The organism is Methylorubrum sp. POS3, from assembly GCF_043352485.1.
In the GTDB taxonomy this organism is placed as follows: Bacteria; Pseudomonadota; Alphaproteobacteria; order Rhizobiales; family Beijerinckiaceae; genus Methylobacterium; species Methylobacterium suomiense.
The window spans coordinates 1,014,143-1,027,700 of sequence record NZ_JAPRBT010000001.1; the positions used below are offsets into that span (position 1 = coordinate 1,014,143).

Below are 13,558 nucleotides of genomic sequence, written 5' to 3' on the forward strand. Positions count from 1 at the left end.
ATGCCGGCGGTCGGGCTGGGGTGAAATCAGGCGGACGGCGCCGCGCGCACGGTCTCGACCATGTGGGCGATGGTTTCGATCGAGTAGAAGTTCTTCGGCGTCAGCGCCGTCGGCGGAATCATGATGTCGAACTCGGCCTCGACGGCGATCATCAGATTGACCAAGTCCAGGGAGGATAGGCCGACATCGACCAATGCATCACCCGGTCCGAATTCTGGTTTGATCGCGTGCCGACTGGCGATCTCGTAGGCTAGGCCCATCGTGCGGTTCGCTACGGTCTGCGTCATCGTCTCTGACATGGTGGCTCGCGCTGGTTCGACTGTTCTAGGTTGTCTGATTTGCGCTGCGATCTGATGGGTCGCAATATCATCATGATCTCAATAAATACCCTTCTTAGTTTTCGAATCAATTCGTTTGAGATCATTAATGACTTGATAGGTTAATCGAGTGGTGACGGCACGTATTGAAAAATCTTAAGGTTCGGCTCGTCCGTCGGGGCTGGGCAAATCATGAAATCTGCCGCGACCGTAGACCAGCGCGCCGGACTCCGCGCCGAGCCGCACCTCGCGCACGGCACCGAGCAGGATGGCGTGACTGTGCCGCTCGATGACCTCTTCCAGGTCGCAATCGATGATCGCCTGTGCGCCGGTCAGGCCGGACGCGCCCGAGGCCATGGTGGTCCATTCGGAGCCAAGGTAGCGGGCCGGACCGCGCAGGGAGCCGATCCCGGCAAAGCGCTCGGCGATGGAACGGTGCCCGTCGGCCAGGATGCTGACGCAGAAATGTCGGCGCTGGACGATCACCGGCCAAGTCGCGGAGGCGCGATTGACGCAGACCAGCATGGTCGGGGGATCGACGGAGAGCGACACGGCCGAGGTAGCGGTGAGCCCGACCCGATCCTCGCCGCTGCCCGCCGTCACCACGACGACGCCGCCGACGAGGCGGCGCATCGCCTGCTTCAGGAGGCCGGCATCGGCGATCGGCGGGGGGACGCGATCGACGGCCAGGCTCATCGCCCCCTCGGGCGGGGTGAGCCGGAGATTCGCTGCGAGGGAACTCCGAACCGCATCCATGGCATCGACCACTCGAAGGGCAGTGAATTCAGATCAATCCGGATCGATCGAGGCCCGCCGCGATCCGTTTCGAAACCGGACGTTATGGGTTCTGGCCTATGACGGCTCCGGTCTTCGGAGGCTCTTCTGCAAGTGAAGGGCCCAGCCAGAAGGGCCGATTTCTGTCCGGACGTGGCACGATTCCCATCCGAGGCGGGGGGACGTCCTGATCCGGGACAATGTGTTGAGTGGATCTTCCCGAAGAGGTTCGAGTGATGTCTGAAGAGGCCGCGAGACCGCTCCCCCGAACCGCCGCCCAGGCCCTGGTCGATCAACTGGTCGCCAATGGCGTCGAGCATGTCTTCGCGGTGCCCGGCGAGAGCTACCTGCCGGTGCTCGATGCCCTCCACGATTCCGGCATCGCCATCACCGTCTGCCGTCAGGAAGGCGGCGCGGCGATGATGGCGGAGGCGCATGGCAAGGCGACGGGCCGGCCCGGCATCTGCTTCGTGACCCGCGGTCCTGGCGCCACCAACGCCTCGGCCGGCATCCACATCGCCCAGCAGGATTCGACGCCGATGATCCTGTTCGTCGGTCAGATCGAGCGGGGCTTGCGCGACCGCGAAGCGTGGCAGGAGGTCGATTACCGCGCCGCCTTCGGGCCGATCTCGAAATGGGCGACCGAAATCGAGACGGGCGCGCGGGTGCCCGAATACGTCTCACGCGCCTTCCACACCGCCTGCGGGGGGCGGCCCGGTCCGGTGGTGATGGCGCTGCCGAAGGACATGCTGAAGGATCCAGCGCCGGGGCCTATCGCGCCGGCCTTCGCGCCGGTTGAGGCCGCGCCCGGGATCGAGGACATGGAGCGCTTGGCCGCCCTCCTTTCGGAGGCCCAAAACCCCTTCCTGCTGCTCGGCGGCAGCCGCTGGGACGAGCGGGCCTACGCCGATCTGCGCGCCTTCGCGGAACGCTTCGATCTGCCGGTCGCCACCAGCTATCGCCGCCTGCCCCTGTTCGACCCGCTCCACCCGAATTACGCGGGCGATCTCGGCCTTGCCGCCAATCCCAAGCTGGTGGCACGGGTCAAGGCGGCCGATCTGTTGATCGTGCTCGGCGGGCGCCTCGGCGAGGTGGCGAGCCAGATGTACGCGCTCCTCGATATTCCGGCGCCGCGCACGCGCCTCGTCCACATCCATCCGGGACCGGAGGAGCTCGGCCGGGTCTACGTCCCGCATCTCGCGATCAACGCTGCGCCGACGCGCATGGCCGCCGCCCTCGCACGGCTGCCCGCGCCCGCGTCGAAGCCCTGGTCGGAAGCAACGCGTGCAGGTCACGCCGAGTATCTGGCCTGGAGCGAGACGGCCACGCCGCAGCCCGGCGCGGTCAATTTCGGCGCGGTGATGATCCAGCTGCGCGAGGCGCTGCCCACGGACGCGATCCTGTGCAACGGCGCAGGCAATTACGCCGCCTGGATCCACCGCTTCTACCGCTTCCGCCGGCTCGCCACCCACATGGCGCCGACCTCCGGCTCGATGGGCTACGGCGTGCCGGCCGCGGTGGCGATGAAGCGTCTTCATCCCGAGCGGATCGTCATCTCGCTCAACGGCGACGGTGATTTCCTGATGAACGGCCAGGAATTCGCGACGGCCGTGCAGTACGGACTGAACATCGTCTGCATCGTTGCCGACAATGCCAGCTACGGCACGATCCGGATGCATCAGGAGCGCGATTTTCCGGGCCGCGTCTATGCCACCGACCTCGTGAATCCGGATTTTGCCGCCTATGCCCGCGCCTTCGGCGGCGTCGGCTTTACGGTCGAGCGGACCGAGGATTTCCCGGCGGCGCTCGACGCGGCGCTCGCGGCCCATCAGCCGGCGATCATCCACGTGAAGATCGCCGTCGACGCGATCGCGCCGGGCTCGACGCTGACGGCCATCCGCGAGAAGGCGCTGGCGGGACAGTAAGGACATCCTCCGCCCCTGCGGAGGGCAGGGGGCCCGCGAGTACGACGCGGGGGGAAGGCCGAGCGCTCAGCTCAATCCATCCGCCCGTGCGCGAAGTCCCAGTACAATTGCCGCGCCATGCGGAACATCGGACCCGGCTCGAACCGCACGTCGTCGAGCCCCGTCACCGGTGCCACCTTGGCGAAGTTGCCGGCGGTGAACACTTCGTCGGCCTTGAGGAAATCGTCGTAGCGCAGCGTCTTCTCGATCACCGCGACGCCGGCCTTCCGCAGAAGCGTGATGACCCGCGCGCGGGTGATGCCGGCCAGGAACACCCCGTTCGGCACCGGCGTGTAAACGATTCCGTCGCGGGCGAGGAACGCGTTGGCATTGGCGAATTCGGCGACGTTGCCGAGGCCGTCGAGCATCAGGCAATTGCCGAAGCCGCGCGAGAGCGCCTCCGTCAGCGCGCGGGCGCCGTTCGGGTAGAGGCAGCCCGCCTTGGCATCGACCGGGGCGACCTCGATCGAGGGGCGGCGGAAGGGGGAGAGCGTCGCCCGCACGCCGGACGGCAGCGGCATCGGCGCGTGATAGATCGAGAGGCACCAATTGGTGGAGGCGGGATCGAAACGCACGCCGCCGGCGAAGCCGCTCTCCGCCCAGTACATCGGTCGGATGTAGAGTTCGGCGTCGGGCGCGAAGCGCGACAGGCCCTGCGCGACGAGATCGCTCCAGCCCTCGACCGTCACTTTCGGTTCCAGGCCCAATGCGACGGCCGACCGGTTGACCCGGGCGAGATGAAGATCGAGGTCGGGCGTCACGCCCTCGAAGGCGCGGGCGCCGTCGAACACCGTGGAGCCGAGCCACGCGCCGTGGCTGCGCGGACCCATGATCCGGACGTTTCCGGGGTGCCATGCACCCTCGAAGAACGTCCAAGTGTCGATCGTCGCGTCGATCTCCGGCGTCGTCATGGCGTGTGCCTCGAAGGGGGAGAAGCGGGGCCGGCGTGGCGGCCCCGAGGCTGGGCGCGCTAATCAGGCCGCCTCGAACAGGCCGCCGCCGACGGTCGGCGAGGACTTGCGGCGCAGCATCTTCTTGACCTTGTTGAATGCCCGCAGCGCCAGCGCGAGATATTTCGGCTGGGTCTGACGGCAGAAGGCGACCTTCCGCACGTAGCTCTCGACATGCCAGTGGCACACGGCGCCGCGGGGAATGAACAGCACGTCGCCCGCCACGAAGGTCTTGGCCGGATTGATGCCGTCGCTGATCGTGGCCGATCCCTCGAGGAAGTGGATCGTCTCGTCGATGTCGTAATGCCACTCGAACTTGCCGGCGGTGCAATCCCAGACCAGCGTCCAGGCCAGCCGGTCGGCGCTGCGCGACAGCATGGTGTTGCGCGCGATCGGCATCCCCTCGTGAATCCAGCTCGGCTCGATCGGAGCCGACCGCAGATCGCCCGTCGTCACGGACGGAATCATCGGGGTGGTAGACACGTCTTCCTCGCTTCGGGTCGTCGGGCGTCCAGGACCACTCCGGAGGCGCCTCAATCAAGCAGCACCACAAACGTCTTGTTCTTGCAAGATGCTCTATCCAATATGGCTAACGCAGATACGGTGAAGATTGCAATTGAGGCTCAAGGGTGACTTGGCTCTGAAGTAGAGTGATCGAAACGGCACGTCTGCTTCACGGAGAGACGCTGAATCTACGCAGAATTTCGCAACCATGCGGCTCGAAAATGCCTCGATGACCTGTGCGTTCTCAGGCCATCCCACTGATCTTTCGGAAAAATCAACCGGCGAGCGGGACAGTATCGGCCTCGCCGGGCGCCGCGGATCGCGTGCCGTTTCGGCACATCTCGGCGTGGTCCCGGCCTTGCGGCTGGCCCGCCGAACCTTGGGTTCCAGGGACGACACGTCACCATGCGCAGCGAAACGATCGCGGTCCACGCCGGCTTCGAGCACGATCCGACCACCCACGCGGTCGCCGTGCCGATCTATCAGAGCGTCGCCTACGCCTTCGACAGCGCCGATCACGGCGCCGCCCTGTTCAACCTTGAGGAGGAGGGCTTCCGCTACAGCCGCATCGCGAATCCGACCGTCGCGGTTCTGGAGCGGCGCGTGGCGGAACTGGAAGGCGGCCATGCGGCGCTCGCCGTCGCCACCGGTCAGGCCGCGCTCCATTACGCCATCGCGACCCTCGCCGACCACGGCGGCAACATCGTCTGCGTGCCCCAGCTCTACGGCACGACCCACACGCTGCTCGCCCACGTGCTGCCGCGCCAGGGCATCACCACCCGCTTCGCCGCGAGCGACCGCCCCGAGGACATCGAGAAGCTGATCGATCGCCAGACCCGCGCGGTCTACTGCGAGTCGATCGGCAACCCGGCCGGCAACATCTGCGATATCGAGGCGCTGGCGAAAGTGGCGCACGCCCACGGTGTGCCGCTCGTCGTCGACAACACCGTTCCGACCCCGATCCTGATGCGGCCGATCGATTACGGGGCCGACATCGTCATCGCCTCGCTCACCAAGTTCATGGGCGGGCACGGCACCACGCTCGGCGGCATCATCGTCGATTCCGGTCGTTTCGACTGGAAGGCCGAGCCCGAGCGCTTCCCGCAATTCTCGACGCCGGACGTGTCCTATCACGGTCTCGTCTACGCCGATCATTTCGGCCGCGGCGCCTTCGCCGCCCGGGCCCGCAGCGTCTACCAGCGCACCACCGGCGCGGTGCTTCCGGCGATGTCCGCCTTCCTGCTGCTCCAGGGCATCGAGACGGTGGCGCTCCGCGTCGAGCGCCACGTCCAGAACGCCCGCAAGGTCGCCGAGTACCTCCGCGCCCATCCCGGCATCGACTGGGTGAACTATGCCGGCTTTCCCGACAGCCCCCACCACGCCATGGCGACCAAGTATCTCGGCGGCGAGGGCTCCTCGCTTCTCACCTTCGGCGTGAAGGGCGGGTTCGAGGCCGGCAAGACCTTCTACGATGCGCTCAAGCTGGTGAAGCGCTTGGTCAATATCGGCGACGCCAAGTCGCTCGCCTGCCACCCGGCCTCGACCACCCATCGCCAGATGACGCCCGACGAGCAACGGATGGCGGGCGTGCTGCCCGAGACCATCCGCATCAGCGTTGGCATCGAGCATATCGACGACATCGTCGCCGATCTCGATCAGGCGCTGGCCGCCGCCCGGCCCCTCGCCCGCGCCGCCTGAGGCGTCAGCCGGGCGCGCCCGGTCCATCCCGTCCCGTTTCGAGAGGAGAGACCCATGCTGGAACACGGTGGCTCCGGTGCGGCCTACGGCGAAACCGGTCTCGTCGACACCGTTCCGCCGTCCCTGAGCGAGGCGGCGGCCCCGGCGCCGCGCCTGCGGATCGGCCTCCTCAACAACATGCCGGACACCGCCCTGGTCCAGACCGAGCGTCAATTCCGGCGCCTGATCGGTCCCGAGGTCGAGTTGCGCTTCTTCAGCCTCGCCTCGGTGCCGCGCGGACCGCTCGCCCGCGCGCATCTCGATCGGTTCTACGCACCGCACACCGCCCTGCCGACGGCGGGCCTCGACGCCCTCGTGATCACCGGCTCCGAACCGAAGGCCGCCCGCCTCGATGCCGAGCCCTATTACGCGGATTTCACCGCCGTGGTGGACTGGGCCGCCCAGGCCACCACCTCGACGCTGTTCTCCTGCCTCGCAGCGCATGCCGCCGTGTTGCATCTCGATGGAATCGAGCGTCGTCCGCTGCCGGCCAAGCATTCGGGCGTCTATCCCTGCGCGGCGTCCCAGCCTCACCCGCTGCTCTCCGGCATGGCGCCGGTGATGCCGGTGCCGCATTCCCGCTGGAACGATCTGCCCGAGGGCGAACTCGCGGCGAAGGGCTACACGGTGCTGCGCCGCTCGGAGGCCGTGGGCGTCGATCTGTTCGTGCGTGAGGGCGCGAGCCTGATGGTGTTCCTCCAGGGGCATCCGGAATACGAGATCGATACCCTCGCCCGAGAATACCGCCGGGACATCGGCCGCTTCCTCGAGGGTAGCCGCGACACCTGCCCGGGAATTCCTGAGAATTACTACAGCGACGACGCGATCGAGCGCCTCGAAACCTTCGCGGAACTCGCCCGGATCAAGCGTGCGCTCTCGCTTCACGCCGATTTCCCCGGCATGGCGGCGACGCCGCCCCGCCCCGCCGCCTGGCAGGACGGGGCCGCGCGCCTCTTCCGCAACTGGCTGTCCCTGGTCGCCGCAAACCGCGCCCTGCGCGCGACCGCCGAGGCGGTCGCCTGAGGCGGGCAATATCCCCGCGAGGGAGAAGCGCGGCCGCCTTCGGCGCGATCGAATGGACATCGCATGACGACCCTGCAGACCGATCTCTCCCCCACCGCGATCCCGCCGCGTGTCTCCTCCACGGCGGGTTGGATCGGGGCGCTGGCGCGCACCGCCCGCATCGACGCGCATCCGGAGCGGATCTTCCCCCTCGTCCTCGATGCCATTGCCGCCGAGCGGGCGGGCGCGCCCGCCCTGATCGGCACCGACGAGACATTGTCCCACGGCGATCTCGCGGCGCGGCGGCATCGCTACGCCCGCTGGGCCCTGGCGCAGGAGTTCTCCAAGGGCGACACGGTCGCGCTGCTGATGCCCAACCGGCCCGATTATCTCGCGATCTGGCTCGGCCTGACCCGCATCGGCCTGCGCGTGGCGTTGCTCAACATCCATCTGCGCGAGCGGGGCCTTGCCCATTGCATCGATGCGGCCGCGCCGCGCCTCGTCATCGCGGCGACCGATCTCGCCGAGGCGCTCGAGGGCGCGTGGCCGCACCTCGTCTCGCAGCCTGCCTTGTGCTGGCAGGGCGAGGGGGCCGAGACCTCGCTCGCGACCCAGAGCGCCGGTTTCAGCGGCGAGCCGCTCGGCCCCGAGGAGGCGCCGACGGTGACCCTGCGCGATCCCGCGCTCCTGATCTACACCTCCGGCACCACCGGCCTGCCGAAGGCCGCCCATGTGAGCCACCATCGCATCATGATGTGGACCCACTGGTTCGCCGGCCTGGTCGATCCGGGGCCGGACGACCGGATGTACGATTGCCTGCCGCTCTATCACAGCGTCGGCGGTGTCGTGGCCCCCGGCAGCGTGCTCCTGGGCGGCGGCTCCGTCGTCATCCGCGAAAAATTCTCGGCGCGCCGGTTCTGGTCGGATGTCGCCGAATCCGGCGCGACCCTCTTCCAGTATATCGGCGAGCTGTGCCGCTACCTGACCCTGGCCCCGCCCGACCCGCAGGAGCGGGCGCATTCCCTGCGCCTCTGCACCGGCAACGGCCTGCGCCCGGAGGTCTGGGAACGCTTCCAGGCGCGGTTCGCCATTCCCCGCATCCTCGAATTCTACGCGGCGACCGAGGGTACGCTCTCGCTCTACAATGTCGAGGGTCGGGTCGGGGCGGTCGGCCGGGTGCCGAGCTTCATGGCCCGCCGCTCGCCCGCCCTCATCGTCCGGCACGACGTGACGACCGGCCTGCCCCTGCGCGACGCCGAGGGCCGCTGCGTCCCGGCCGCGTTCGGCGAGGCCGGCGAACTGCTCGGCCGCCTGTCGGACAAGGCCGAGTACACGTTCGAGGGCTACACCAATGCCGCCGAGAGCGACCGCAAGGTGCTGCGCGACGTGCTGAAGCCGGGCGATGCCTGGATGCGCACCGGCGACCTGATGCGGCGCGACGCGCAGGGCTATTTCTACTTCGTCGACCGCATCGGCGACACCTTCCGCTGGAAGGGCGAGAACGTCGCCACCACCGAGGTCGCGGAGGCGCTGGCCCGCAGCGAGGGCGTCGCGGAGGCCTGCGTCTACGGCGTCGCGGTGCCGGGCGCCGACGGGCGCGCCGGCATGGCCGCTCTCACGGTCGGGCCCGGCTTCGATCTCGAACGGCTCCATGCGGACTTGGTCGAACGGCTGCCGTCCTACGCCCGGCCGCTGTTCCTCCGCCTCACGGAAGAGCTCGGCCATACCGAGACCTTCAAGCAGAAGAAGGCGGTCCTTGCCGAGGAGGGCTACGATCCCGCCCGCACTGGCGATCCGCTCTTCCTCGATCGCGACGGTGCTTACTGCGCGATCGATCCGGCCCTCTACGCTCGGATCGCGGCCGGCACCCTGCGGCTCTAGGCTTGGGGGACGCCCATAACGCTGTCGTCAATCCGCCACATCTCCACCGCTTCCTGAGTCCCGGACGCCCGCGGCACCGCCAGCAAGCTGGACGGGCCGCGCACGTTCGCGCTTCTTGGATCGGCCGGGCGCCTCAGCGCCAAAGCGGAAAGCGACAGTGCAGGCAGGGGCGCACAGCACGGACGAGGGCGGGGGTGGCGACCTCCTCGCCTTCCTGCGCGCCCGCCACGGCGCCGAATCCGGTGAGGCGAGGGGCACGCGGGCCGGTGCGGGCGCGGCGGAAGCGATCTGGCGCGAGGGCCGACTGCCGCCGGGCGATCTGGCCGACGCCATCGCGGCCTTTCACCGTCTGACGCGGGCGGACGCCCGGCGCATCGCCGAATGGCCCCATCTGCTCGACGGGCTGTCGCGGCGCTTCCTGCGCGAGGCCTTCCTCTACCCGGTCTCGGAAGCCGGCCGCCCCCTCCTATGCGTGGCCGATCCGTCGCTCGTCGAGCCGATCCAGGCGGCCAGCCTCGCCCTCGGCGGATCGGTGGCGCTCGCCGTGCTCTCCTTCGAGGAGATCGAAGCCCTGTTCGAGCGCGGCGGCGGAGAGGCCGCGGCCGAGCCGGAGGAGATCCCGGCCGAGATCGCCTTCTCCGACGATGTCGAGACGCTTCAGGACCTCGCCCGCGGCGCCCCGATCGTGCGCGCCATCGACGCGATGCTGGAGCGCGCCGTCGAGCAGGGTGCCACCGATATCCATATCGAGACCGGCCGCGAGGATCTGCGCGTCCGCTTCCGCATCGACGGCCACCTGCGGGCGCAGCAGACCCTGGCCAAGCACATGGCCCCGGCCATCCTGTCGCGCGTGAAGATTCTGGCGGGGCTCGACATCGCCGAGCGGCGCCTGCCGCAGGACGGGCGCACCAACGTCAAGGTCGGCTCGCAGGAGGCCGATCTGCGCGTTGCGGTGATGCCGACGCTCTACGGCGAGACCGCCGTCCTGCGCATCCTGCTCAAGGACACGCGGCTCCTCGAATTCAAGCGCATCGGCATGTCCGGGCGCGACCAGCGTGCGATGGAGAGCCTGCTCGCCGAGCCGCACGGCATCCTGATCGTCACTGGTCCGACCGGGTCGGGCAAGACGACGACTTTGGCCACCGCCATCTCGATGCTGAACGATCCCTCGCGCAAGATCGTCACCGTCGAGGATCCGGTCGAGTACCAGTTGCCGGGCATCCATCAGACCCAGGTGAAGCCGCAGATCGGCCTGACCTTCGCGACCGCGCTGCGCTCGTTCCTGCGCCACGACCCCGACGTCATCATGGTCGGCGAGATGCGCGATCGCGAGACCGCGGCGATCGGCATCCAGGCCGCGCTCACCGGCCACCTCGTCCTGACCACGCTGCACACCAACACCGCCGCCGACGCCGTGGTGCGGCTCGCCGATATGGGCGTCGAACCGTACCTGATCGCCGCCTCGCTCCGCGGAGTGCTCGGTCAGCGGCTGGTCCGCCGGCTATGCGAGAAGTGCAAGGTACCCGACCCCCGCGCCGCGGAGGCGGCCGTCGAGATCTGCGCCCGGCGGGGCACGCCGGCACCGGAGCGGCGCGACTTCTTCAAGGCGGCCGGCTGCCCGCATTGCGGCGGCACCGGCTATCGCGGCCGGGTCGGCGTGTTCGAGGTTCTGACAATCGACGCCGAGATCGAGCCGCTGGTGCGGCGCGAGCCAGACCCCTCGCGCATCGTCGAGGCGGCGCGGGCGCGCGGCATGACCACCATGCTGGACGACGGCATCACCAAGGCGGGGCAGGGTCTCACCTCCCTCGACGAGGTGATGCGGATCACCGGTTAGCGGGGTGGCGATGGCGGCCTCGGCCCGAACGGCGGCACGAATCACCGCGCAGATGGCGGCCGTGCGAGGGCGCCTCGGTGCCTCTGCGCCCGTCGCGCGGATCGGCGGCGTCGTCTCGCTCCTGCTCGACGCCTTCGTGGCCACCGTCGAGCCGCAGCTCGGCCGCTTCCTCGATCGCAGCCGCCGCATCGCCGTGGCCGAGGGGGACGGGCTCGTCCTCTACGAAGTGCGCGACGGACGGATCGACCCGCGCGGGCGTTTCGATGGTACGGCGCCGCAGAATTTCGCCGGGCGCGGCCTCGAGCTCCGCCTGCCGCCTGAAGTGTTTCTTTCCCGCACCCTGCGCCTGCCGGATGCCGGCCGCGACTATCTCGGCCCAATCCTGTCCCATCGCCTGGAGCGCCTGACGCCCTGGAGGCCCGATCGGGTGCTTTACGGCTACGACGTGCCCGAACCGGCCGGGGCCGACGGCACCATCGCGGTCGATCTTCTGGCGACCTCCGCCGACCTCGTCGCACCCCATCTCGACGCTCTCGCTTCTGCCGGGCTCAAGGTCACGGCCCTCGGCAGCTCGGCCGATCCCCTCGAGGCACCGCTGGCGATCGACCTCTACCGGGGCCGCCCCGGCACCGGCGGGACGAGCCCGTTGCGCCGGCCGGTCGCCCTCGCCGCCGCGCTCGCGCTCGGCATCCTCGCCCCGGCTTGCCTCGCGAGCGCGCTGCTGGCCGCTTCCGCCGAGACGGAGCAGGTCGAGACCGAGGCGCACCTGTCCGCCCTCCGCTCCCGACTTGCCGCCCGTACCGGGATGGGCGGAACGCGGGAGGCGGGCCTGCTCGCCGCCAAACGCCCGGAGGCGAGCGCTCTCGTGCTGATCGATCGTCTCAGCGCGGCGCTTCCCGACGGAACCGTCCTGCGCGAACTCGATGCCGACGGCGCGAAGGTGCGCCTCGTCGGCCGCTCGGACGACGCCGCCGCCCTGATCGGGCTGCTCGAAGGGCAGGGCGGCTTGAGCGCGGTGCGCTTCGCCGCCCCGGTCATCCGTGATGCCGAGCGCCGAGAGGCCTTCGACATCGTGGCGAGCCGGGCTCCGGGCCCGCGCGCGGAGGCCGGGCGATGAGCGCCGATCCGCAGCCTCTCGCGACCGTGCCGCCGAGCTTGCGTCGCTGGCTCGGTCCGATCTCCGTCGCGGTCTTCGTCGGGCTGCCGCTGCTGCTCGCCGCTCTCACCTTCGATCGCCTCGCCGCATGGTGGGAGGCGGGATCGACCGCGGACGACCATCGCGTCCGCATCGGCCAGATCGAGGCGCGGATCCGCCGCCTCGCGGCAGAGCAGGCCAAGGCGCGCGCGGGCGACGCGTCCGAGGGCGGGGAAGCGCCGACCCGCTCGGTCTTCCTCGACGCCGTCGCGCCGGGCCTTGCCCGCGCCGAGATGCAGCGCCGTCTGAGCGCCATGGTCGATGCGGCCGGTGGCCGGCTCATCGAGGTCCGCGGCGAGGACGAGGCCGATGACGGCCGCAGCGTTCTCCTGCGGGCGAGCCTCGACATCGCCAATGACGGCCTGTTCGATCTGCTCGCCGCCATCGAGGCCGGGATGCCGCTCCTCACGGTCGAATCGATCAACATCCGTACACAGGCCGGCCGGGGCGCAATCGTGGACGATCCGCAGCCGACCCTGCGGGTTGCGCTCGCGATCCGTGGGCATCGCCGGGAGGGCCGCTCGTGACCGTCCCGGGATTGGCGCGCGCGCTGCTCGTGCTCATCGGGATGGCGGGCCCCTGCCTGGCCGGCAGCCCGTTCGGCTCGCCCGCCTGGGTCCGTGAGCAGGAGGCCCTGCGGCAGGCTGAGGACGCGCGCCAGCGGGCACGCAAGACCGGGCCGCTTCCGGCGGCCGGATCGGCCGCGTCCGATTCGTCCAGAGCCGTGCCGGCACCGGAAACGGGGGCGCCGGGGCTCGTCGAAGCCATACCGGCCGAAGCGCCCGAACTCCCGATCCCCTCGCTCGTACCCTCCGCCAATCCTCTGAGCCGGATGGCGTTCAAGGATCTCGGCACCTTCCGGCAGCGCCCGCTCTTTGCGCCCTCGCGCCGCCGCCCGGACCAACCCCTGGCGATTACGGCTCCACCGCCCGCCGACATACCCGCGAGTCCGCCGCCCGAATTGCGCCTCGTCGGTATCGTCGCCGGCGTCGACCGGGCCGTGGCTTTGGTCAGCCGGCAGGAGGGCGGCTCGCTGAGTCTTCGGGTGGGCGATCAAGTCGATTCCTGGCGGGTCGACCGAATCGCGCCCGACCGGGTCGTGCTGCGCGAGGGCGAACGGGAGCAGACCTACCGCCTTTTCGCGCTGCCCCACGGTTCGACGCCCGGCGCGCAGCTCCCCGCCGGAGCCATCGTTCGCGTCCCTTGAGCGAAGTGCTCGCGATTCCGTGACTGCATTGGCCGCCGGCCTGTCTGGAATACGCTGCGGTTAACGTGTGCTTTAAGAGCTTGCCGAGCTTTGCCGAATTGTGTGTCATATCGAGCACTCGGTGATTGAAACCGGTGATCTGGACGAATGCCGTCTTGGGTAGGAGCGGGCCCCGCCGGTAAGCTTCGCG

The 13,558-nt window shown here is 69.3% G+C and carries 12 protein-coding genes; 8 read left to right on the forward strand and 4 right to left on the reverse strand.

Features of this window, described 5'->3' with window-relative positions; genetic code table 11:
• Window positions 1-26: 26 nt before the first annotated feature.
• Entirely contained in the window at window positions 27-299 is a 273-nt protein-coding gene (locus OWC43_RS04795; protein WP_137830727.1) for a phosphopantetheine-binding protein, read from the reverse strand.
• Between the two features lie 174 nt (window positions 300-473).
• Entirely contained in the window at window positions 474-1,013 is a 540-nt protein-coding gene (locus tag OWC43_RS04800) for a flavin reductase family protein (protein WP_393955895.1), read from the reverse strand.
• A 314-nt stretch (window positions 1,014-1,327) separates the two neighbouring features.
• On the opposite strand from OWC43_RS04800, the gene OWC43_RS04805 reads away from it, so the two are divergent.
• On the forward strand, window positions 1,328-3,016 hold the full coding sequence (locus OWC43_RS04805) for a thiamine pyrophosphate-binding protein (protein ID WP_393955896.1): 1,689 nt from the start codon (window positions 1,328-1,330) through the stop codon (window positions 3,014-3,016).
• Window positions 3,017-3,087: 71 nt separating this feature from the next.
• On the opposite strand, the gene OWC43_RS04810 is transcribed toward OWC43_RS04805, so the two are convergent.
• Together OWC43_RS04810 and OWC43_RS04815 are read right to left on the reverse strand one after the other, a co-directional pair.
• Entirely contained in the window at window positions 3,088-3,966 is an 879-nt protein-coding gene (locus OWC43_RS04810) for a branched-chain amino acid aminotransferase (RefSeq protein WP_393955897.1), read from the reverse strand.
• Window positions 3,967-4,029: 63 nt separating this feature from the next.
• Window positions 4,030-4,473 (reverse strand): cupin domain-containing protein, encoded by a 444-nt coding sequence (locus tag OWC43_RS04815; protein WP_393958494.1) that lies wholly within the window; start codon window positions 4,471-4,473, stop codon window positions 4,030-4,032.
• 441 nt (window positions 4,474-4,914) lie between these two features.
• Between OWC43_RS04815 and OWC43_RS04820 the strand changes: the two genes are divergently transcribed.
• The 7 genes from OWC43_RS04820 to OWC43_RS04850 all read left to right on the forward strand — a co-directional run bounded on the left by OWC43_RS04820 (window position 4,915) and on the right by OWC43_RS04850 (window position 13,368).
• Entirely contained in the window at window positions 4,915-6,207 is a 1,293-nt protein-coding gene (locus OWC43_RS04820; RefSeq protein WP_393955898.1) for an O-acetylhomoserine aminocarboxypropyltransferase/cysteine synthase family protein, read from the forward strand.
• Between the two features lie 54 nt (window positions 6,208-6,261).
• Entirely contained in the window at window positions 6,262-7,269 is a 1,008-nt protein-coding gene (locus tag OWC43_RS04825; RefSeq protein WP_393955899.1) for a homoserine O-succinyltransferase, read from the forward strand.
• Window positions 7,270-7,332: 63 nt separating this feature from the next.
• Window positions 7,333-9,129: a long-chain-acyl-CoA synthetase gene (locus OWC43_RS04830; protein ID WP_393955900.1), complete on the forward strand. Its 1,797-nt coding sequence runs from the start codon at window positions 7,333-7,335 to the stop codon at window positions 9,127-9,129.
• A 157-nt stretch (window positions 9,130-9,286) separates the two neighbouring features.
• Window positions 9,287-10,966, forward strand: coding sequence for a GspE/PulE family protein (locus OWC43_RS04835; protein ID WP_393955901.1), 1,680 nt, complete (start codon window positions 9,287-9,289; stop codon window positions 10,964-10,966).
• A gap of 52 nt (window positions 10,967-11,018) precedes the next feature.
• A complete protein-coding gene (locus tag OWC43_RS04840) occupies window positions 11,019-12,083 on the forward strand; it encodes a PilN domain-containing protein (protein WP_393955902.1) in 1,065 nt (354 codons plus the stop codon).
• The gene (gspM, locus tag OWC43_RS04845; protein WP_393955903.1) at window positions 12,080-12,688 is read left to right on the forward strand and encodes a type II secretion system protein GspM; all 609 of its coding nucleotides are present in this window, start codon (window positions 12,080-12,082) and stop codon (window positions 12,686-12,688) included. The genes OWC43_RS04840 and gspM overlap by 4 nt, the downstream gene beginning before the upstream one ends.
• On the forward strand, window positions 12,685-13,368 hold the full coding sequence (locus tag OWC43_RS04850) for a hypothetical protein (protein WP_393955904.1): 684 nt from the start codon (window positions 12,685-12,687) through the stop codon (window positions 13,366-13,368). Before gspM ends, OWC43_RS04850 begins: the two co-directional genes overlap by 4 nt.
• Window positions 13,369-13,558 lie beyond the last annotated feature (190 nt).

Coding starts and splice junctions, on each gene's coding strand:
- OWC43_RS04840 (WP_393955902.1), top strand. CDS start 11,019: ATGGCGGCCGTGCGAGGGCGCCTCGGTGCCTCTGCGCCCGTCGCGCGG.
- OWC43_RS04830 (WP_393955900.1), top strand. CDS start 7,333: ATGACGACCCTGCAGACCGATCTCTCCCCCACCGCGATCCCGCCGCGT.
- gspM (WP_393955903.1), top strand. CDS start 12,080: ATGAGCGCCGATCCGCAGCCTCTCGCGACCGTGCCGCCGAGCTTGCGT.
- OWC43_RS04795 (WP_137830727.1), bottom strand. CDS start 299: ATGTCAGAGACGATGACGCAGACCGTAGCGAACCGCACGATGGGCCTA.
- OWC43_RS04825 (WP_393955899.1), top strand. CDS start 6,262: ATGCTGGAACACGGTGGCTCCGGTGCGGCCTACGGCGAAACCGGTCTC.
- OWC43_RS04800 (WP_393955895.1), bottom strand. CDS start 1,013: ATGAGCCTGGCCGTCGATCGCGTCCCCCCGCCGATCGCCGATGCCGGC.
- OWC43_RS04805 (WP_393955896.1), top strand. CDS start 1,328: ATGTCTGAAGAGGCCGCGAGACCGCTCCCCCGAACCGCCGCCCAGGCC.
- OWC43_RS04820 (WP_393955898.1), top strand. CDS start 4,915: ATGCGCAGCGAAACGATCGCGGTCCACGCCGGCTTCGAGCACGATCCG.
- OWC43_RS04815 (WP_393958494.1), bottom strand. CDS start 4,473: ATGATTCCGTCCGTGACGACGGGCGATCTGCGGTCGGCTCCGATCGAG.
- OWC43_RS04810 (WP_393955897.1), bottom strand. CDS start 3,966: ATGACGACGCCGGAGATCGACGCGACGATCGACACTTGGACGTTCTTC.